At 52.9% G+C, this 19,336-nt stretch carries 22 protein-coding genes and 1 riboswitch; all 22 genes read right to left on the bottom strand.

The genetic code is table 11. The features are described 5' to 3' along the window. Positions 1-64: 64 nt before the first annotated feature. The 22 genes from scpB to spoIIM all read right to left on the bottom strand — a co-directional run bounded on the left by scpB (position 65) and on the right by spoIIM (position 19,331). The gene (scpB, locus tag CHH67_RS02855) at positions 65-664 is read right to left on the bottom strand and encodes an SMC-Scp complex subunit ScpB (protein ID WP_095263472.1); all 600 of its coding nucleotides are present in this window, start codon (positions 662-664) and stop codon (positions 65-67) included. Beyond that, entirely contained in the window at positions 633-1,424 is a 792-nt protein-coding gene (locus tag CHH67_RS02850) for a segregation and condensation protein A (RefSeq protein WP_095263471.1), read from the bottom strand. The genes scpB and CHH67_RS02850 overlap by 32 nt, the downstream gene beginning before the upstream one ends. Before the next feature lie 65 nt (positions 1,425-1,489). Continuing rightward, the gene (ribH, locus tag CHH67_RS02845; RefSeq protein WP_095263470.1) at positions 1,490-1,957 is read right to left on the bottom strand and encodes a 6,7-dimethyl-8-ribityllumazine synthase; all 468 of its coding nucleotides are present in this window, start codon (positions 1,955-1,957) and stop codon (positions 1,490-1,492) included. Between the two features lie 35 nt (positions 1,958-1,992). Further along, positions 1,993-3,234, bottom strand: coding sequence for a bifunctional 3,4-dihydroxy-2-butanone-4-phosphate synthase/GTP cyclohydrolase II (locus CHH67_RS02840; RefSeq protein WP_095263469.1), 1,242 nt, complete (start codon positions 3,232-3,234; stop codon positions 1,993-1,995). A 58-nt stretch (positions 3,235-3,292) separates the two neighbouring features. Beyond that, positions 3,293-3,967: a riboflavin synthase gene (locus CHH67_RS02835; RefSeq protein WP_095263468.1), complete on the bottom strand. Its 675-nt coding sequence runs from the start codon at positions 3,965-3,967 to the stop codon at positions 3,293-3,295. Between the two features lie 33 nt (positions 3,968-4,000). Beyond that, on the bottom strand, positions 4,001-5,101 hold the full coding sequence (gene ribD / locus CHH67_RS02830) for a bifunctional diaminohydroxyphosphoribosylaminopyrimidine deaminase/5-amino-6-(5-phosphoribosylamino)uracil reductase RibD (RefSeq protein ID WP_095263467.1): 1,101 nt from the start codon (positions 5,099-5,101) through the stop codon (positions 4,001-4,003). A gap of 360 nt (positions 5,102-5,461) precedes the next feature. After that, positions 5,462-5,645, bottom strand: a riboswitch (FMN riboswitch). A gap of 123 nt (positions 5,646-5,768) precedes the next feature. Then, a complete protein-coding gene (locus CHH67_RS02825; protein WP_095263466.1) occupies positions 5,769-6,320 on the bottom strand; it encodes an SMI1/KNR4 family protein in 552 nt (183 codons plus the stop codon). 80 nt (positions 6,321-6,400) lie between these two features. Then, positions 6,401-7,633: an MFS transporter gene (locus CHH67_RS02820; protein ID WP_095263465.1), complete on the bottom strand. Its 1,233-nt coding sequence runs from the start codon at positions 7,631-7,633 to the stop codon at positions 6,401-6,403. 95 nt (positions 7,634-7,728) lie between these two features. Beyond that, complete coding sequence (locus tag CHH67_RS02815; RefSeq protein ID WP_095263464.1) at positions 7,729-8,160, bottom strand: peptidylprolyl isomerase; 432 nt, start codon at positions 8,158-8,160, stop codon at positions 7,729-7,731. Positions 8,161-8,400: 240 nt separating this feature from the next. Then, positions 8,401-9,732: a diaminopimelate decarboxylase gene (gene lysA, locus CHH67_RS02810; RefSeq protein WP_095263463.1), complete on the bottom strand. Its 1,332-nt coding sequence runs from the start codon at positions 9,730-9,732 to the stop codon at positions 8,401-8,403. Positions 9,733-9,848: 116 nt separating this feature from the next. Then, a complete protein-coding gene (locus tag CHH67_RS02805) occupies positions 9,849-11,453 on the bottom strand; it encodes a spore germination protein (RefSeq protein ID WP_244908066.1) in 1,605 nt (534 codons plus the stop codon). Positions 11,454-11,483: 30 nt separating this feature from the next. Further along, the gene (locus CHH67_RS02800; RefSeq protein ID WP_095263461.1) at positions 11,484-11,912 is read right to left on the bottom strand and encodes a stage V sporulation protein AB; all 429 of its coding nucleotides are present in this window, start codon (positions 11,910-11,912) and stop codon (positions 11,484-11,486) included. After that, on the bottom strand, positions 11,909-12,556 hold the full coding sequence (locus tag CHH67_RS02795) for a stage V sporulation protein AA (RefSeq protein ID WP_095263460.1): 648 nt from the start codon (positions 12,554-12,556) through the stop codon (positions 11,909-11,911). Before CHH67_RS02795 ends, CHH67_RS02800 begins: the two co-directional genes overlap by 4 nt. Positions 12,557-12,755: 199 nt before the next feature. Then, a complete protein-coding gene (gene sigF / locus CHH67_RS02790; RefSeq protein ID WP_095263459.1) occupies positions 12,756-13,511 on the bottom strand; it encodes an RNA polymerase sporulation sigma factor SigF in 756 nt (251 codons plus the stop codon). Positions 13,512-13,522: 11 nt separating this feature from the next. Then, positions 13,523-13,981 carry an anti-sigma F factor gene (spoIIAB, locus tag CHH67_RS02785; protein ID WP_095263458.1) on the bottom strand — a complete coding sequence of 153 codons (459 nt, stop codon included), beginning with the start codon at positions 13,979-13,981 and terminating at the stop codon, positions 13,523-13,525. Next, the gene (spoIIAA, locus tag CHH67_RS02780) at positions 13,978-14,331 is read right to left on the bottom strand and encodes an anti-sigma F factor antagonist (RefSeq protein WP_095263457.1); all 354 of its coding nucleotides are present in this window, start codon (positions 14,329-14,331) and stop codon (positions 13,978-13,980) included. Before spoIIAA ends, spoIIAB begins: the two co-directional genes overlap by 4 nt. A gap of 91 nt (positions 14,332-14,422) precedes the next feature. Next, complete coding sequence (locus CHH67_RS02775) at positions 14,423-15,610, bottom strand: D-alanyl-D-alanine carboxypeptidase family protein (protein ID WP_095263456.1); 1,188 nt, start codon at positions 15,608-15,610, stop codon at positions 14,423-14,425. Positions 15,611-15,802: 192 nt separating this feature from the next. Then, the gene (locus CHH67_RS02770) at positions 15,803-16,627 is read right to left on the bottom strand and encodes a purine-nucleoside phosphorylase (protein WP_095263455.1); all 825 of its coding nucleotides are present in this window, start codon (positions 16,625-16,627) and stop codon (positions 15,803-15,805) included. Positions 16,628-16,716: 89 nt separating this feature from the next. Next, positions 16,717-17,610, bottom strand: a complete 894-nt coding sequence (gene xerD, locus CHH67_RS02765; RefSeq protein WP_095263454.1) for a site-specific tyrosine recombinase XerD — start codon at positions 17,608-17,610, stop codon at positions 16,717-16,719. Between the two features lie 45 nt (positions 17,611-17,655). After that, a complete protein-coding gene (locus tag CHH67_RS02760) occupies positions 17,656-17,889 on the bottom strand; it encodes a YqzK family protein (RefSeq protein ID WP_095263453.1) in 234 nt (77 codons plus the stop codon). Between the two features lie 243 nt (positions 17,890-18,132). Continuing rightward, entirely contained in the window at positions 18,133-18,597 is a 465-nt protein-coding gene (gene fur, locus CHH67_RS02755) for a ferric iron uptake transcriptional regulator (protein ID WP_095263452.1), read from the bottom strand. 89 nt (positions 18,598-18,686) lie between these two features. Beyond that, complete coding sequence (gene spoIIM / locus CHH67_RS02750) at positions 18,687-19,331, bottom strand: stage II sporulation protein M (protein ID WP_095263451.1); 645 nt, start codon at positions 19,329-19,331, stop codon at positions 18,687-18,689. Positions 19,332-19,336 lie beyond the last annotated feature (5 nt).

The raw sequence follows: 19,336 nt of genomic DNA, 5'->3' as shown, positions 1-19,336 counted from the left end.
ATAACCCCGCTTGTCTGGCGCACCGTGTTTTATATAGCGATGACGTAAACTCAAACAGGCCATCTCAATCAACATCATCAATCGTAAGCTGCCGACCGTCCAGCTTGTCGAACAGCAGCTGCGTTTCCTCCTCCAGCTGATCCGTATCCTCGAACTGGGAAGGCTCCGGCAAGTCCTTGATGCTGGCCAAGCCAAAATAATCTAAAAACGCCTTGGTCGTCCCGTACAGAATCGGGCGGCCGATCGCTTCGGCTCTTCCGACCTCCTCGATCAAGCCTTTGTTCACCAGGGTGTGAATCGCCCGCTCGGACTTTACGCCGCGAATCTCCTCGATCTCCACCCGGGTTATCGGCTGCCGGTAAGCAACGATTGACAGCGTCTCCAGCGCCGCCTGGGACAGTGCGGACCGGGATGGTGAATAGGCCAGCCGTTCAAAATACGGCGCATGCTCAGGCAGCGTAGCCAGCTTGTAGTTTCCGGCAATCTGAACGATCTGGATCCCGCGATGCTGACGCTCACAGTCCTCCTTCATCTCCTCCAGTGCGGACGTGATCAGCTCCGCCTTCTGCTCCGTAATTTCGGAGAGCTGCTTCACCGACAGCCCCTCTTCTCCTGAAAGAAACAGCAGTCCCTCAATAATCGATTTCAGCATCGGATATTCCATCAAGTCTTTCTTCCCCTCTCCACTCCATAACGATATCTCCGAATAAGGATTCCTGATAACACCAGATCTGCTTCATCTTCATCAGTTCCAGAATGGCCAGGAATGTCACCACAATTTCATGCCGCTCCATCTCCTCATGCAGCAGCTTCGAGAACAGCACACGCCCTCCGCGTCCAACATTCTGCAGCGTGTCCACCACTTGGCGAATTCGGTCCTTGACCGAGATTTCATCCCGTTCAATGCGGGCGTAAGACGTCCGCTTCACCGCTTTGCTAAGGGCACGCTGAAAGGCGGCAATCAAATCGGAAATATGTAATCCTTCAACCGGGCTTTCCGGCGTCACAGGCATATAAGGCGTTAAATCTTCGGCTTCCTTGGAATATATCTGGCTGCGCTCCCATTCCCGTTCGTGGAGGTGGCGAGCGATGCCTTTATATTTTCGATATTCTATCAGCTTCTGAATGAGCTCGGCTCTTGGGTCAATATCATCATCTTCATAAAAATCGAACTCGTCCATTTCAATAACCGGGGGCTTTGGCAACAGCAGCTTGCTTTTGATGGACAGCAGCGTTGCCGCCATCACGAGAAACTCGCTGGTAATCTCCAGCTCCAGCTCCTGCATGCTCTGCAAATAGGCCATGTACTGATCGGTAATCTCGCTGACGGGAATATCCTGGATGTCAATTTCCGCTTTATCAATGAGATGCAGAAGCAGATCAAGCGGACCTTCAAACGTCTCCAGCTTGTACAATACGGTCACGGTGAATCCTCCCGCCAAAAATAAAATGCAGTGTCCTTAAAAAAGAACACTACATTAAATAAGCACTATTTTAGCTGTTTCGTCAAGTTTGCCATTTCAATGGCCGCCATCGCGGAATCCCAGCCCTTGTTGCCCGCCTTCGTTCCTGCACGCTCGACCGCTTGCTCGATGTTCTCGGTTGTGACGACGCCAAAAATCGTGGGCACGCCGGTCTTCAGGTTAATGGCGGACACCCCTTTGGCCACCTCGTTGCACACATAATCATAATGGGTCGTTGAGCCGCGAATCACGGTCCCGAGCGTAATAATCGCATCGTACTTGCCGCTTTCCGCCATTTTCTGGGCGATGAGGGGGATTTCGAAAGCGCCCGGTACCCAGGCCACATCCACCTCGTCGTCCTTCACCCCATGCCGCTTCAGCGCGTCAAGCGCCCCGCCCAGCAGCTTGCTTGTAATAAACTCGTTAAAACGTCCCACGACGATCCCGTATCGAAGTCCTTCGGAAACCAGATTACCTTCAAAATAATGTGCCATGTTTGTCATCAACCTTTCGAATTAGAATTTATGATTTATATTTTGCTGCTTTCGTTTTGCTCGATGTCATCAAACTCCAGCATGTGTCCGAGCTTGGCCTGCTTGGTGTGAAGATATGCGGTGTTGTCTTCATTTTCCGGCATTTGAATCGGCACCCGCTCGACCACTTCCAGCCCGTAACCCTCCAGTCCCTTGATTTTGCGAGGGTTGTTGGTGAGCAGACGGATTTTGCGGACACCCAGATCCTTCAGAATTTGGGCCCCGATTCCGTAGTCACGCAGGTCGGCTGGAAATCCAAGCTTCAGATTGGCATCCACCGTGTCCAGCCCTTCTTCCTGGAGTTTATAAGCCTTCAGCTTGTTGATCAGTCCGATGCCGCGGCCTTCCTGACGCATGTACAGGAGCACTCCGCTGCCCGCTTCATGAATTTGTCGAAGCGCAGCCTCAAACTGCGGTCCGCAGTCGCAGCGATGCGAGTGGAACACATCGCCGGTCAGGCACTCGGAGTGAACGCGCACAAGGAAGGGCTGCTCACCGTCAATTTCTCCCTTGACGAGGGCCACATGCTCCTTGTTGTCCACATCGTTGGTGTAGGCTACCGCCTGGAACACCCCGAAGTCTGTCGGCATGCGCACGGCCACTTCGCGATGAACAAGCTGCTCCTTGGCATTGCGGTAATGAATAAGATCCTTGATGCTGATCAGCTTGAGCTGATGCTTCTCCGCAATTTCCACCAGATCAGGCAATCGGGCCATCGTTCCGTCTTCTTTGATCACCTCACAGATGACGCCGGCTGGATATGAGCCGCACATCCGTGCCAGATCGATGGCCGCCTCAGTATGTCCAGCCCGGCGCAGAACGCCGCCATCCTTGGCGATGAGCGGGAACATGTGGCCCGGCCGCCGGAAATCCGCTGCGGTCGCTGCCGGATCCATAATGCCCCGAACGGTGAGCGAGCGTTCATACGCGGAAATGCCCGTCGTCGTATCCTTGTGATCGATCGACACGGTGAACGCAGTGCCGTGGTAATCCGTGTTCTGGGCGACCATCGGCTTCAGATCCAGCTCCTCCGCTCTCTTTTGGGTCATCGGCAAGCAGACGAGCCCGCGGCCCTCTTTGATCATAAAATTGATGACCTCCGGCGTTGCCATTTCCGCTAATGCGATGAAATCCCCTTCATTCTCACGGTCTTCGTCATCAACGACGATGATGACTTTCCCTTGCTTCAGGTCATCCAGCGCTTCTTCAATCGAATGAAATGAAAACTGTTCCTCCATCGTTCCATCCTCCTTATCCATAAATGTGCTGATACGATCCTCTATCTCTTGTGTCGTTCTATATGAAACCGTGCTCGGCCAAATATTCCCGGCTGATCCCCGAGCCGGCTTCTGTCCTTCCGCCGTCCTGCCCTTCATCCGGGCGGTAATGCAGCAGGTGATCCACATATTTGCCCAGAATGTCGGTTTCAATGTTGATCGTATCGCCAGCCCTCTTGTATCCGAGTACGGTTTCGCCCAGCGTGTGCGGAATGATCGAAACGGTGAAGGAGGATGCGGTGGTCTTGACGACCGTCAAACTAATTCCATCCAGCGTAACCGACCCTTTCGGAATGATGTATTTAAAGAGCTCCTTGTTCTCGGGTGCGATTTCATACACGACCGCATTATGATCAGCATGGACGCTTCGAATCGTGCCTACCCCATCTACATGACCCTGTACAATATGCCCGCCAAAACGTCCGCCTGCCGCCATCGCCCGCTCCAGGTTCACCTTGCTCCCGGCTTTCAGCGTCTTCAGAGTCGTATTCCTGTAAGTTTCCGGCATCACATCCACCGTGAACATGCCCGTATCGATCGAAGTTGCCGTCAGGCATACCCCGTTAACCGATACGCTGTCGCCCAGCTTTAGGTCATCCATAATGCGCGAGGCAGCAATGCTGAGCACCATCGCCTCTCCCTGGCGGCTAATGCGGCGCATTTCCCCGATCTCTTCCACTAATCCGGTAAACATCGTTTAGGTTCGCCTCCTTTCCTCCCAGCTTCGTTATTTCCAGACGGGAACGCCTGTAATGCATACATTGTCCCCAATCCGCTCCACCTCCAGCTGTTCAAGCTCCACCGCATCGCTCATGCGCTCATAACCATCGAAGCTGAAGCTAGCAGGCGCATTGTGCCCGCCAACAATCTTCGGAGCCAAGAACAGCATCATGCGGTCAACCAGCCGTTCTTCCAGCATGGCCCCGTTTAATGTACCGCCGCCCTCAAGCAGAACCGAGCCGATCTCCATCTCGCCGAGACGCGCCATGCCTGCCTTGAGATCCACACGCGGACCGTCTCCGCACCGGATCACCGTCAGCCCGGCTGCCTCCAGTGCATTCTGCTTCTCCCGGTCGGCCAGCTCCGTCGTCAGAATGATCGTCGGCGCAGCCTTATCTGTCACCAGCCGGCAATCCATCGGGATGCGAAGCCTTGAATCAACGACTATTCTGGCCGGATGCAGGCCATCCACCGTAAGCCGGGTGGTCAGCTGTGGGTTGTCCGCAATGACCGTCGACACCCCGACCATAATACCTTGATGCCGATGCCGGAGCGTATGAACAATCTCACGGGATGCTTCATTCGATATCCATTTGCTGTCTCCGGTCCGGGTGGCAATTTTCCCATCCAGCGTGCTGGCGGTCTTCAATGTGACATAAGGCAGCCCTGTCGTAATGTATTTGATAAACCGCTCATTCAACCGGAGCGCCCTGTCCTGGAGCACGCCTGTGTCCACTTGAATGCCCGCAGCCCGAAGCTTCTCAATGCCGGTTCCAGCCACGCGCGGATTCGGGTCCTCGCAGGCAACGACAACACGCTTGACACCCTCTGCAATCAGCCGGTCACTGCAGGGTGGTGTTTTGCCGTAATGGCTGCACGGCTCGAGCGTGACGTACACGGTACTGCCCTTCGCTTTGTTGCCAGCCATGTTCAAGGCGTGAACCTCCGCATGCGGCGTCCCGCGGGCAAGATGGGTCCCCACACCGACCAGCGCTCCATCCTGAACAACCACGCAGCCGACCACCGGATTGATGCCCGTCTGGCCTTGTGCTCGTTCCGCCATATCCAGCGCCAGCGACATGTAGTATTCATCATTCATAATGTCCATTTTGCCCCTCCTCAGCCTTATGTTTCGTCATGCGGGCAGCTAAGGTAAGGATGCCCCGCGTGACGTATGGACGAAGCAAATTTCTGCAAGAAATAAAAGAGCCCTGTCCGGATTCTCAAATCCAAACAGGGCCTCATGGGAGTATTCAAAAGATAGCAATAAACAAGTCTATGCGTATCCAAGCATCACAAATAAACATTCAACCCCCGATGGACACATCCAACCATCCGGATTCACTTGTGAAAAACCGCACATAGCTTGAAGCATTGCTTCTGTTATCGGACATTGACAATGTTTAACCTGAAGATAGGCATACCGAGAATCGGCATAGCCACATGATTAAACAGATGCCAAGCTTCGTCCATCCTTCTCCCATCCAGACTATACTGTCGGTCCCGGATTTGCACCAGGTCCACCGTATGCGCGCACTTTCACGCATCCGGGTCACGGACTAAGCCCGCGTCTACAGCTCTTACTTTCCTACGCTGATTATGACACGTGCATCACCGCCGGTTGGGAATTGCACCCGACCCCGAAGGATAACATGTTATGAAGTTTTCTCAGTAAATAACTTTACTGTTGCTTATAAAAATAACACTCACCTTGCAAAAATGCAAGCATCGCAAATGTCGATTCGGTGTCAGACTGGCTAATGGCACTGTTATCATTACCCCAGTCCCAGCTCGTGTACGATCACATCATCATCAAAGATCGCGCGAATCACCTCTTCCCGATGCGAAACACATACGTTCAACCAATCGTGAAAGCTGTCCATCACTCCATATAATTTAGGCTGGAACGTATCATAATAGCCGACCCGATATTCATGATCTTGCATCTTCTCGACAATAAAACACCACATATTCCCATTATGGTCATAAGCAAATGGAATGAGCTGGTCCACCGTAACATATCCGCCTTCACGAATTGGAATAGGCTGACCATCATCGACCTTATGAGGCCCCGCTGTCCATGGTCTGTAGGTATGTTGAAGGGCGCCGATTTGTTGATTCCCTTGTCCCACAGCGGATATTTCCTGACAGCGATATAAGTATGCACCGTTGCTGAACTCGGATACGAATTTGCAATACGATTCCGGCAGACGCACCCCCAAAGCAATTTCGGTTTCCTTAATATCAGCTTCGGTTGCAGGCGGATATACCTCATGCTCTGAACGTTCCTGTTGTAACGTTGTGATCACGGAACTATTCAATTTCATTCCCTCTATCGCTCCTTCACTTCATGTTCACCTTGGTCCTGATATCAAATTAACGGTGCGGGTAAGAGCTCTGATTCCCATCACAGGAGAGCCTTCCCTTCCTCATGACGGGCTCCTGGCCCGGTGCTCGGCTGTCGAATCTGCAATGAATACGCAGCCACACTAAGAACCACCAGACCAACGGCAAAAATCGCAAATAACCAAACGGCCTGGTGAAGCGGGAGATGATCCAGACTCCAGCCCGTAACGAGCGGCAGGATGGCACCGCCTATGCCTCCCGAGGCGATCAATATGCTAGGCGTCGATTCCTCGCTCCCCTCCAGCAGCTTGCTCGCAAATACGAGCGCGATGGAGAACAGCCCGGACATGAACAGCCCCAGCAGCAATATGATCGTAAATGCGGCCCACACCTGCTCCGCAAACGGAAAGATGATCAACATCATCAATGTCAGCAAACAGCTCAGCAGCACATAGACCCGGTAATGGATCTTCTCGGCCAGCGTTCCGGCGAATATCCGGCCGACCGACATCGCCACCCAGAAGCAGGTGATGCTGAGGGCGGCCGTCTCTTTCATTACCCCAAGCTTCTCAATCAGAATGGCTGGCATGAAGTTGGCCAGACTCATCTCGGTTCCTACATAGAGAAAGAAAAATACGATAAACAGCGCCAGAATGCCAAACGCGCTTCCCCGATACTTATACGCCGCCTTGCCAACCGGCTCCTCGCCTTCAGCCGAGGCCGTATCGCCCCGCGTGTCAAGCACTGCGTCAGCTTCACCAAAGGAGCTTCTGGACCAGAACAGCAGCGTCACAAAGGAAAACAGGGACACGACAAAAAACGAAAACTTCCACCATTCCTGCGTAATGAATCCGCTCGCAATCATCGGCATCACCATGGCGCCAACGCCGAAGAACACCTCAAGCCGGCTCATAGCCACCGCCGTCTTGTCTTTAATGGCCGCAATAATAATCGTTCCGATGACCGCTTCAATCATGCCGAAGCCGAAGCCTGCGGCGACAGCAATCACGTACAGCCACTCCCATGGCGGCAGCAGCGTGTACAGAAACTCGGCTGCCGTCAGCAAACCGGCAGCGATCAGCAGTCCCCCTCTTTTGCCAAAGCGGCGGTTGATCAGCGGCGAGACAAGCACGCCCACCAGAAAGCCGGCAAATTGGGTGAAGATGAGCATGCCGCCTTCACTGTATTCCCGGCCGTAATGCTCGAGCATGACCGGCAGCACCGAACCCAGCACAACATGCGCCAGACCGATTAAGAAATACGATAAACACCCGATCCATAATAACCGTTTCATATCAATCTCCTTCAGGTATGAACATAAGCCAAAAGGATCTCTATATTCCACGAAACCGCGGAATGTGAGATCCTTTGGGATGAATGTATCTTTAATTATGCTTCGAATACTTCCACTTTCTCCATTTTGTCGCGGCCTTTGAACTCGTCCACATATTCCATACCTTCAACCACTTTGCCAAATACGGTATGCTGACCGTCCAGGTGCGGCTGCGGCTCATAGCAGATATAGAATTGGCTTCCGCCTGTGTTGCGTCCGGCATGCGCCATCGCCAGGCTTCCCCGCTCGTGCTTGTTTGGGTTGATCTCACAGTTGATCGTGTATCCAGGGCCGCCGGTACCTGTGCCGTTAGGGCATCCGCCTTGCGCTACGAACCCAGGGATTACGCGGTGAAACACCAGACCGTTGTAGAATCCGGAGTTTGCCAGCTTCTCAAAGTTGGCTACGGTGTTTGGCGCGTCCTGATCGAACAGCTCAAGCAGCACCTCTTTGCCGTTTTCCAATGTAATTTTCGCTTTTTTTGCCATATTGGGTAACTCCCTTCGTGAGTGCTATGATCGATATTTCTGTATTCAGACAATACAATGACTAGTGTACTATGAAAACCATTTTTAAGCAAAGTGCATCGAGAATCGCAGGCAGCAAGGATCGAATCCCCACCGCCGACTCTCTTTCGCCGTGTGAAGGAGGATGCATCCATCGAAAGCAAACAAGACCCGGCGGGGCATGCGCCTCTCCAGGTCCTGTTCCGTCATCCTAAGATTATATTAGCTGGATACCGCTTCTTTGTGCAAGCGCGCAGGAACGACATCATGGCTGACAATATCGTCAAGCGACTCACGACGAACGACCAGCTCGCTTTGGCCATCCTTTACAAACACAACCGCCGGTTTGCGGATCCGGTTGTAGTTGCTGGCCATGGAGTAGTTGTACGCTCCTGTGCAGGATACCGCGAGCAGATCGCCTGTGTTCACTTTCGGCAGATCCAGATCCCAGATCAGCATATCGCCGCTCTCACAGCATTTACCGGCAATGGATACCGTCTCTTCGACCTTCTCGTTTGCACGGTTGGCCAGAATCGCCTCGTACTTCGACTCATACAGCGCCGGACGCGGGTTGTCTGTCATTCCACCGTCTACAGCCACGTATTTGCGAACGCCAGGAATATCCTTGCTTGTACCTACCGTGTACAGCGTGGTGCCCGCATCGCCCACGATGCTGCGGCCCGGTTCAACCCAAATTTCAGGAAGCTCGGAACCGATGCCGGCGAAATGCTGCTTCACAGCATCCGTAATCGCTTTGACATATTGGGAAACCTGCAGCGGCGTGTCTCCCTCTGTGTAGCGGATGCCGAATCCGCCGCCCAGATTGACTACCGTGAACACTACGCCAAGCTCGCTCTTCACTTTGGAAGCAAAATCAGCCACGCGCTGAACCGCCATCTGGAAGCCTTCCACCTCGAAGATCTGCGATCCGATATGCGAGTGAATACCCATCAGCTGGATGTTAGGCTGTTCCGAAGCCAGCTTCACCGCTTCGAAGGCCGAACCGTTGCCAATGTCAAAACCGAATTTGGAGTCGGTCTGACCTGTGGAAATATATTCATGCGTATGCGCTTCAACGCCTGGTGTCACGCGCAGCAAAATGTTCACGTTCACGCCTTTGTCAGCCGCAATGGCTTGCAGCATGTGAAGCTCTACTGCATTGTCAACCACAAAGCAGCCAATCTTCGCATCAAGCGCCATCTCGATTTCTTCGATCGTTTTGTTGTTGCCGTGGAAATGAATCCGCTCCGCTGGGAACCCAGCCTGCAGCGCCGTGTACAGCTCGCCATCGGATACAACGTCAAGGGACATGCCTTCCTCTTCAGCAAGACGGCACATCGCCATCACACAGAAAGCTTTGCTGGCATAAGCGACCTGGAATTTCAAACCGGAAGCCTTGAAAGCTTCAATATATTCCCGGCAGCGGTTGCGCACCGACTGCTCGTCTACAATATAAAGTGGGGTGCCGTATTGGGCCTTCAATTCGGTGGTATCACAGCCGCCGATCTCCAAATGGCCTTGTTCGTTAATTTTGCTAGTACCGTGTAAAAACATGGTCACAATTCCTCCGATCTAGGTATGCATCATTTGAATCGAGTAATTGTTCACAGTATAGCAGACGCATTATCATTTTCAAAATGGATTTTTCAACAGAACATTTGTGTTAATTATCAATGTCCATCTCTCGGGTTCATTTCGGACCCCATTTTGGTATGGTCTCTTGTTTTGTTCAGCGCCGGGCGTCTGGTAGATAACAGCAGCGGTTTGCGCACCAAAACCTCCCCCATCGCCTTTGCACTAAATGGTATAAACGGCCACAGATACGACGAATTGTAAGAGCGATGTGTCGTCAGAGCCAGGATGAGCAGTGTCGTGCCAATCACCAATCCTTTGACGCTGAACATCGCGGTGACAATCAACAGAAACAAGCGGACGATGCGATTGGCAAGTCCCAATTCATAGCTCGGCGTAGCGAACATGCCGATGGCAGCAATCGCCATGTACAGCACAACCTCGTTCACGAAAAATCCGGTTTCGACCGCCATTTCCCCGATCAGAATGGCTGCGATCAAGCCCATGGCGGAAGCCAGCGGCGTCGGGGTGTGAACGGCAGCCAGCCGCAGCAGGTCAACACCAAATTCCACCATGAGAAACTGGCCGATCAGCGGAATTTTGGCGTTCTCCTGGGGGCCCAGAATCGTTAGTAACGGCGGCTTGAGCTCAGGATGGACGACAAGGAGCATCCAGAGCGGGAGCAGAAACATCGAAACGAAGATACCGCCGAACCGCACCCAGCGCAAATAGGTTCCCATGAAAGGCGTCTGCCGGTTCTCTTCCGCATGCTGGCACAGATCAAAAAAGGTCGTCGGCATAATCATGACGCTCGGCGAGGTATCCACCATCACCACGATTCGCCCTTCCAGCAGATGGGAGGCAACCACATCCGGACGCTCGGAATACCGGACGAGCGGATACGGATGCCAGCCTTTGTTCACAATCGCCTCTTCGAGCTGCTTGTCTCCGATCGGAAGCCCCTCGATGTCAATCTCCTTGATTTTATCCCGGATGGCTTCAACCTGTGAACGATCGGCGATGTCATCCACATACAAAATGCAAACATCAGACTGTGTCCGGCGACCCACCTTCATGATTTCGCAATGCAGTCCCGGATCACGCACACGCCGACGCACCAGATTGACGTTCGTAACGAGCGTTTCCGTGAAACCGTCTCGCGCGCCACGGACCACCTTCTCAACCGCTGGCTCCTCCATCCCTCTGACGGGATAGACCCGGGTGTCGATGAGGATAACCTTGCCTTCTCCCTCAACGAACAGCGCGCTTTCCCCGGTCAGCACCTTGTCGATGGCCTTGCTCAGCTTGTCGCTTTCCTCCACCTGAAAATGCGGAATATAATGATTGACCATAACGTCGACCGCATCGGATTCGATGTCGTCCGGCTTCAGGTAGCTTAGCCTTTTCAATATTTCGGTTACGCTGGCCCCATCGGTCAATCCGTTCAGGAACAACAGGCCGACCCGCCTTCCGGCAAATGTCATTTCCCGAAAAATGATGTCGTAGGAAACGTCCAGCCCCATCACTTCCTTCAGCGTATCTTTCAGCTGATCGAAATGATCCGGAATCTCGTCTCTCTCCTGCCAGTAGAGCACCGATTCCTCCGTGCTGTCTGACCGCTCGGCATTCCGCTTGCGAAACAGCGCCTCCTCGCGCTCCTTGGCTTCATTATTCCCGACCGTTGTCTGCGTCTCATCCGCCATACGCCAATCTCCCCCAGTCTTCATTAGTCATCATTTGTTGAAAACAAACCAGTCAAACAGCGAGCCAGCCACCTTGCCGGCCACCATCGCCATCAGCAATCCGAACAAATACCCGGTCAGCCGCAGCCGTTTGGCCAGAATCGGCAGCACGTTCAGCACCTCGGTCAGCGCGGCAGCCAGCATGCCGATAAATGTGCCACACAATAGCCCAATCAACGTGCTGACAAGCGGCCCGAGCGGAACCGACCACTTCCAGAAGTCCGCCATCGTCCCGATAAACGTTCCGCTGATTAACGCGCCTTCATACCAGTGCACGCGGTGATAGGTCGAGGTAAGCTGTGACAGCCTCGGAATAATGTCCAGCACGATAATCAGGGCAATCACTCCGCCTCCCACCGCAATCCCGCCGGCAGCGCCCAGAATACAGATGAAGATGCCCTGCGCGATGCTGGCTATCATGGCTTCCTGCCTGCCGGCTCATTCTTGCTGCTCATCTTGCGATACTCCTCCGCCACGACGAATTGGTCGAGATTTTCCTGATACAGGTACATTTCGACCTCCAGCGGGGTCGGCTCTTCATTCCACTTCTTCTTGAACAGATGGTTAAAAAACACCGTCATGCCAAATCCGAGGCCAAGCGAATAGGCAATCTGAAACAAATACGGCTGCTCGTCCCGCTTGCCGGTCAAGATCTCCACAATCCGGATCTGAACCTCCAGCATATTCACATCGGCATGAAAATTCATAATCGTCAGCATCGAGCCAAAAAACAGCAAAAGCCAGACGAGCGGAAACCAGTAGCGGGAGGACCGATTCGGCGGACCGACCAGCTCGACAAGCGTATGATGATTCCCCATCGGCTCAATATGAGCGCCGGGCACGAATTGTTGGATTTTCGGAATAATCTGGATTAAATCAATGACGAGGCGATTGCCGTCTTTGTCCCTGGGCTTGGCAAGAGGCATATCCAGCAGCTTCTGCTCCCACGCAGCAGGTTCGCAGACGATAAAGGCAACGTCACGGAGCTTGACCACGCTCTCTCTGGGTAAACGAACCCGGCTTTTCAGCTGCAGAAACACCATTGGAGTGGGACTCACCTTCATCCGATACACTCCTTTACTGCTAAATTACTGTTAGTATGGTAAATCCCGCTCGTTTCTACTCGATTCCCCCCAACTTTTTTGACTCCCTTGAGAAAACTGCCCCCCCTTACTTAAAGGCGATCAAAGCGCAGCAAAAAGACGCCTTCCACCGGAAGACGCCTGTGCTTGCAAGCATAAACGAACTGTTAGCCGCAACTAACTATTGTGCAATTTCGTTGCGTATGCTCTGCAGTATTTTTTTCTCCAGCCTGGATACCTGCACCTGGGATATGCCAAGGCGACTGGCTACCTCGGACTGGGTTTGATCCCGGAAATATCTCAAATATACGATAAGCCGCTCTCGCTCGGACAAACCGCCGATCGCTTCATTCAAGGCCAGCTTGTCAAACCACCGTTCCTGTGAATCATCCGCGATCTGGTCCATCAGCGTGATCGGATCTCCGTCATTCTCAAATACCGTCTCATGAATTGAAGTCGGCGGCTTGTTGGCCTCCTGGGCAAACACCACATCCTCCGGTGATACCCCAAGCTCCTCCGCCACTTCCTTAACCGTAGGCAGACGATCCAGCTGCTTGGACAGCTCATCGCGCTTCTTCCTTACCTTATTGGCCATTTCCTTCAGCGAGCGGCTGACCTTCAGTGTGCCGTCATCACGCAGGAACCGCTGAATTTCACCGATGATCATCGGAACGGCATACGTGGAAAACTTGACATCATAACTGAGATCGAACTTGTCAACAGACTTCAGGAGACCGATACAGCCGATTTGAAACAGGTCATCCGGGTCATAGCCCCGGTTCATGAACCTTTGTACAACCGACCAGACGAGACGAATATTACAATTGACGAGCGTGTCCCGTGCAAGCGTGTCCCCGCTCTGGCTAAGTGCAATGAGTCGTTTAACCTCCGCGTCGTCCAAAAAGGTCTGCGAAGTCTTCTTCACATCGGCATCCATTTGTCCAACCCCTAATTATATAAAGCTTTCTTGGATTCGATCCTCTTCTTCATTCTGATCGACGTCCCCTTGCCGGGCTCGCTGACCACTTCAAATTCGTCCATGAAGTTCTCCATGATGGTAAAGCCCATACCGGAGCGCTCAAGCTCAGGTTTGGAGGTATAGAGCGGCTGCTTCGCCATCTCCAGATCCTCAATGCCCGCTCCCTTGTCCTCGATCAGCAGCGTGATCATATCCCCGTCAATCCCTGCCTCGATTCGGACAACGCCTTCGGGGTTGCTGTCATAGCCATGGATGATACAGTTGGTCACCGCTTCGGATACTACGGTTTTTAGGTCGCTAAGCTCGTCCATCGTCGGGTCCAGCTGGGATACAAAGGCAGCCACAGCGACGCGGGCGAAAGATTCGTTCTCCGACCTTGCAGCAAATTCCAGCGTCATGAAATTGTGCTGTGCTTGAGCCTCACTCATGACACCACCTCCAGACCCGAGAGTGCGGTCCCCTCGTTTTCGTAGATCGGCATAATTTTGAACAGCCCCGACATCTCCAGCAGGCGGTATACCTGCGGTTTGACGTCACAGAGCGCCATCTTGCCGCCCTTATGCTTGATCGATTTATACCGACCCAGGATGACGCCCAGGCCGGAGCTGTCCATAAACTCCAGATTCTTCAGACTCATCACCAGATGCTCCGTCTGACGTTTTGTGATGGCATCATCCAGCATGATTCGGACATGATCGGCCGTATGATGATCCAGTTCACCGGACAAACGGACGATCAGGACATGTCTGTGATGCTCCATATCCACATGCAGATTCATGTTTGCTCACTCTCCTCCCTGACTTGAACAACAATTTCTACATGGTGAAAAGACATTCCTGCCCCGCGACAAAACTAGAAGAAAACTGCTATCAATCTACATCAAACAACTTGCTTGTCGTACGCTTGAACAGATTCCAGAAGCCGGCCTTCTTCACAGACACCGGGGAGGCCAGTTCAAACTCCTTGACCAGCTGCTCGCCTTGATAAACCGACAGCTTGCCAATGATCTGCCCCTTGTCCACCGGCGCTTTCAGATCCTCCACGAAATGAATTTCGTGCCGAAGCTCGGTCGTTTTGCCTCCTTTTTTCACAAGGACGCTATAATCCTTCTCGGCCTGGAGCGCAAGCTCAGGCACTTTCCCCTTCTGAATCTTGACGGTGCCCAGCACTTCCCCCGTCTTGAAGATCGAGTGCATGCTGTACTGCGAAAAAGCGTAATCAAACATCCGGGAAATATCGCTGTTCCTCGTCTTCGTGTCCGGGGCGCCCATCACGACCGCGACTGCACGCAGCCCGTCCCGCTTGGCCGTAGCCGACAGACAGAACTTCGCCTCCGACGTATACCCGGTCTTTAAGCCGTCAGCGCCCGAATAGAACCGCACGAGCTTGTTCGTATTGACGAGCCAGAATGGCTTCGGCGTATCCTGTCTTAAATAATCTTGATAGGCTCCCGTATATTTCGTGATTTCCTCATACTTGAGCAGCTCACGGCTCATGAGAGCAATGTCATGCGCGGTTGTGTAGTGATCCGCCGCCGGGAGACCGTTGCAATTCACGAAATGGGTGTTTTTCATGCCGAGCTCGGCGGCCTTGTCATTCATCATCTGCACGAATGCTTCTTCAGAGCCGGCGATCTTCTCAGCCATGGCCACAGAGGCATCATTGCCGGAAGCCATCGCAATTCCTTTGAGCATCTCTTCCACGGTCATCTCTTCCCCGGGCTCGAGGAAAATCTGTGATCCGCCCATCGACGCTGCATATTCGCTGGTCCGGACCTTGTCTGTCCATTTCAGCCGTCCGTCCTCAATCGCCTCCATCGTCAGCAGCATCGTCATAATTTTGGTAATACTTGCGGGAGGCAGCTTATCATGGCTGTTTTTCTCATAAATGATGGTTCCGGTATCCGCGTCGAGCAATATGGCAGAACGCGCGCTCGGTGCAAGCTCCTGTGTGCTTCCGGCATTTGCGCTCTTGTCATCCGCGGCATAACCAGGGGATGTCCCGCCAACCAAGCCGACAATCGCGGCCAGTATCCCGGTAAACAACGCTTTTTTCACAATCCGTCCCCTCCTGAAATATAGATCATCCCGTTCACATACGGGTCTCTATTCATTGTCGTCAGGATGTAAGCAAATTATTCCAATCGGGCACAACTAAAAATAGACCAACCGGAAGTTGCTCCGATTGGTCTATCACTGAAAGGCCGCACAGGCGTCAAAATCTCATCAACCTGCAAACCTGATGCGTTGTTACATGTTCGGGATGATGCCCATGACCAGTCCCAAAAATTTCTCTCTCACCTTCTCTGCGGTCTCCATCACTTCTTCATGAGACAGCGGCTGATCCAAAATGCCTGCCGCCATGTTGCTGATGCAGGAAATGCCAAGCACTTCAATGCCTGCATGCCTTGCAACAATCACTTCGGATACCGTGGACATGCCGACCGCATCGGCTCCGAGCGTGCGCAGCATCACAATTTCAGCCGGCGTCTCATACGTCGGACCGAGCAGACCGGCATACACGCCTTCGCGAAGAACGATGCCCTGACTGACAGCCACCTCCTTGGCTACCTGGCGCAATCTGCGGCTGTAGGCTTCAGACATGTCCGGGAAGCGAACGCCAAGCGCCGAATCATTCGGCCCGACCAGCGGATTGCGCCCGGTCAGATTCAGATGATCCGAAATCAGCATCAGATCTCCCGGCTGATAGGACAGGTTCACGCCTCCCGCCGCATTGGTAACCAGCAGGCTCTTGACCCCGAGCTCCTTCATGACGCGGACAGGAAATGCGGTTACTTCCGGACCATAGCCTTCATACATATGGAAGCGGCCCTTCATCATGACGACAGGGCGTCCCTGGATATTGCCCAGCAGCAGCTCGCCTTCATGCCCTTCCACGGTGGATACCGGGAAATGAGGAATGTCCGTATAAGCGATCGATACCGTATCCTCCATTAAATCAGCAAGCACGCCAAGACCTGATCCGAGAATGAGTCCGATTTCCGGCTTGATCGTCGTTTGCTGCGCTATGTATGCTGCAGCTGCTTTGATCGTTTCTTGATTTATTGTTGTCATTATAGTTCTCCTCACAAATGTATTAATTTCTTCTATATAATTATAGATTACCCCAATCGGCCGGAGTCCGAACACAATTGGCACAATATCTATTCGCCCGATTTCGGATGAAAGCGATCGTAGACCTCTTTCATGCTCTTCTTGGGCGCCTGGTACATCTGGGTCGTCGACAAGTCAGAATGACCCAGCAACTCCTGAACGGACCTCAGATCTGCACCGTTCTCCAGCAGATGCAGTGCAAAGGAGTGGCGCAGCGTATGCGGGTTAATTTCCTCCTCGATTCCGGCAGCTTCGCCATGCTTTTTCATAATCTTCCAAAAGCCCTGCCTTGTCATTCGTGTTCCCAGATTGTTCAAAAATAAAGCCTCTGCCTCCCGGTCCGGCTTCAGCATGCGGCCTCGCATGCCGTCCAGGTAAACCTCGACCGAATGCGCAGCCCCCGGGCTGATCGGAACGATGCGCTCCTTGCCTCCGCTGCCGACACAGCGCATAAACCGCATGCTTGTATCGACATCCCCGACGTTCAGGGACACCAGCTCGGACACCTTGATGCCCGATGCATAGAGCAGCTCCAGCATCGCCTTGTCCCTTGCGCCGTGTGGCGTCCCCGGATCAGGCATGGAGAGCAGCTTGTCCACCTGGGCCGTCGTCAGCGCCCGCGGCTGCTTGCGCTCCGGCTTGGGCGTGTCCATAAACAGCGTAGGGTCTTGCACAATGACCGATTGACGCACCAAATACCGGAAGAAGGAGCGAAGCGCCGCCATGCACCGCAGCAAGGAAGACGATGCGCGTCCCTGCTGCTTGAGGCTTCCGATATAGAGGCTGGGCAGCGCCCGGTTCACCTCTTGCGGATGCACGATGCCCCGCTCGGCAGCAAACGCGATAAATCCGGCGATATCTGTTTTATAGGATTCGATTGTATTCTTCGAAAGTCCTTTTTCATCTTCCAAATAAGACATGTAGGCTCCCAAATATGGTTCCATCTGTTATCCCCGCTTTTTCCTGTTCCGGTTCCGCTAGTATGCCGCTTATTCCCCATACCAATAGAACAGCTTCAGCCGCATCGCCGGTGAATATTGGCTGTCCATCGTGCTCTCGGGCTGAAATGCCTTCACAGCCTGTCCGCTTGGCACCTGGTACGGATTGGACGGATTGACCCAATCGCCCACCCAGTCCAGTACATAATAGAAGAACACCGTCAGCACGGCAAAACATGCAACAAAGCGAATCAAGGAGATCATTTTGCGAATGGATATAATCACTGGCAGCGCCTCACCTTCGTGAAATACCTGATCATTCCCAAACTATGTCCCGTCCTGCACAAATATGACCGTTCGCACTGTTTCGCACCGTCCGCTAGCGTATACGTTCTTATGGAATCTACTCTCCTAATCCCTTCTATATGTACAAGAATCCTATCTTCATATAAAAAGCCCTCCCGGAAGGATCGCCGGATGAGGGCTCGCCGTGATCGTTAGGAATCACTGCAGGTGATCGATTATGAGTTAGGATTTATCCGTATCATTCTTGCCCTTTTCCTTGCAACGGTAGCATATCCCGTGGAAATCAAGCCGATGGTCGTATACGGTAAAATTAAATTCGCGCTCCAGCCGCTCCTCTAATGGTCCAAGCCAATCCTCACGAATTTCGTCCATGCTTCCGCATTGAGTACATATCAGATGATGATGATGATGTTTCGAGGTATCGGTTCTGAGATCATAGCGGGCGACGCCGTCGCCAAAGTTGATTTTCTCCACAACATGCAGCTCGCTCAGGAGCTCAAGGGTACGGTACACGGTAGCCAGACCGATCTCAGGAGCCTTCTCTTTAACGAGCATAAACACATCCTCGGCGCTAAGGTGGTCGTCTTCATTCTCCAACAATACGCTTACCGTGGCTTCCCTTTGGGGCGTTAGTTTATAGCCTTGGGATTGTAACTGCTGTTTAATTTTGTCGATCCGCGCTTCCATCGTTTCCCTCCCCCTTGGAAATCACACCACGTAAAATGGTCACTTCCTTCATTATAGGGGGACTTTACAAACAAAGTCAATCGGTTTTGCTAGAAGGCAAGATTCGTGGCCTGAACCAGCATCGGCGTCACCCACCTCATCATGCTAGGGGTCACCCACATCTCAAACGAGGCTGCTGCCAGCGTCGCCAGAGCCATAACCCCGGTCGTTATCGCATAGGACATCAGCGGCTTAGCCAAGCTTCCGCCCCGCTGCACCAGCAGCCGGTTGCGTATCATATAAAGGGAGAAATGGATGGCCGTCACGCTGCACATCATGACGATAGGGATCATCAGCATATTTTGCGGGGCGACCGACACGAGGGCAAACAGCAGTCCGCTCCATGAATATTGGCCGACCAAATATCCGACGGTAAACCCGATCAGCACACCCTTCAAAAAGTCCAATATAAGAATGCCCGGCAGCCCGATCACTGACAAGCCTAATATCCATATCAACCCGATCCATTTCAGATGAAGGGAAGCAATCTCCCAGAAACTGGATTGTCCGCTCGCTGGGCCGCCTTCATGAAGATTAACAAAAAAATGGTTCAAGTATCGCGCGATATCCTGCTGCTGCTCCAGTGACAGCGCACTGACCATCATCGCTCCGAACAGCACGCCTACCAAAAACAAGACGGCAACAAAAACATAGAGCGGGGCCTGATCCTTGAAGGCTTTGCGGAATGAATGCATAGAGT

The organism is Paenibacillus campinasensis (assembly GCF_002272015.1).
In the GTDB taxonomy this organism is placed as follows: Bacteria; Bacillota; Bacilli; order Paenibacillales; family Paenibacillaceae; genus Paenibacillus_AQ; species Paenibacillus_AQ campinasensis.
Note: the sequence above shows the minus strand (reverse complement) of the source record. Positions and strands in the feature narration are given on the sequence as shown.

Coding starts and splice junctions, on each gene's coding strand:
- spoIIAB (WP_095263458.1), bottom strand. CDS start 13,981: ATGAGTGAGGCTCAAGCACAGCACAATTTCATGACGCTGGAATTTGCT.
- ribD (WP_095263467.1), bottom strand. CDS start 5,101: ATGGACATTATGAATGATGAATACTACATGTCGCTGGCGCTGGATATG.
- CHH67_RS02815 (WP_095263464.1), bottom strand. CDS start 8,160: ATGGCAAAAAAAGCGAAAATTACATTGGAAAACGGCAAAGAGGTGCTG.
- ribH (WP_095263470.1), bottom strand. CDS start 1,957: ATGGCACATTATTTTGAAGGTAATCTGGTTTCCGAAGGACTTCGATAC.
- CHH67_RS02840 (WP_095263469.1), bottom strand. CDS start 3,234: ATGGAGGAACAGTTTTCATTTCATTCGATTGAAGAAGCGCTGGATGAC.
- fur (WP_095263452.1), bottom strand. CDS start 18,597: ATGGAAGCGCGGATCGACAAAATTAAACAGCAGTTACAATCCCAAGGC.
- sigF (WP_095263459.1), bottom strand. CDS start 13,511: ATGGATGCCGATGTGAAGAAGACTTCGCAGACCTTTTTGGACGACGCG.
- CHH67_RS02820 (WP_095263465.1), bottom strand. CDS start 7,633: ATGAAACGGTTATTATGGATCGGGTGTTTATCGTATTTCTTAATCGGT.
- CHH67_RS02795 (WP_095263460.1), bottom strand. CDS start 12,556: ATGAAGGTGAGTCCCACTCCAATGGTGTTTCTGCAGCTGAAAAGCCGG.
- xerD (WP_095263454.1), bottom strand. CDS start 17,610: ATGGAACCATATTTGGGAGCCTACATGTCTTATTTGGAAGATGAAAAA.
- CHH67_RS02825 (WP_095263466.1), bottom strand. CDS start 6,320: ATGAAATTGAATAGTTCCGTGATCACAACGTTACAACAGGAACGTTCA.
- lysA (WP_095263463.1), bottom strand. CDS start 9,732: ATGTTTTTACACGGTACTAGCAAAATTAACGAACAAGGCCATTTGGAG.
- CHH67_RS02805 (WP_244908066.1), bottom strand. CDS start 11,453: ATGGCGGATGAGACGCAGACAACGGTCGGGAATAATGAAGCCAAGGAG.
- CHH67_RS02835 (WP_095263468.1), bottom strand. CDS start 3,967: ATGTTTACCGGATTAGTGGAAGAGATCGGGGAAATGCGCCGCATTAGC.
- spoIIAA (WP_095263457.1), bottom strand. CDS start 14,331: ATGAATCTGCATGTGGATATGGAGCATCACAGACATGTCCTGATCGTC.
- spoIIM (WP_095263451.1), bottom strand. CDS start 19,331: ATGCATTCATTCCGCAAAGCCTTCAAGGATCAGGCCCCGCTCTATGTT.
- scpB (WP_095263472.1), bottom strand. CDS start 664: ATGGAATATCCGATGCTGAAATCGATTATTGAGGGACTGCTGTTTCTT.
- CHH67_RS02770 (WP_095263455.1), bottom strand. CDS start 16,627: ATGACAACAATAAATCAAGAAACGATCAAAGCAGCTGCAGCATACATA.
- CHH67_RS02800 (WP_095263461.1), bottom strand. CDS start 11,912: ATGATAGCCAGCATCGCGCAGGGCATCTTCATCTGTATTCTGGGCGCT.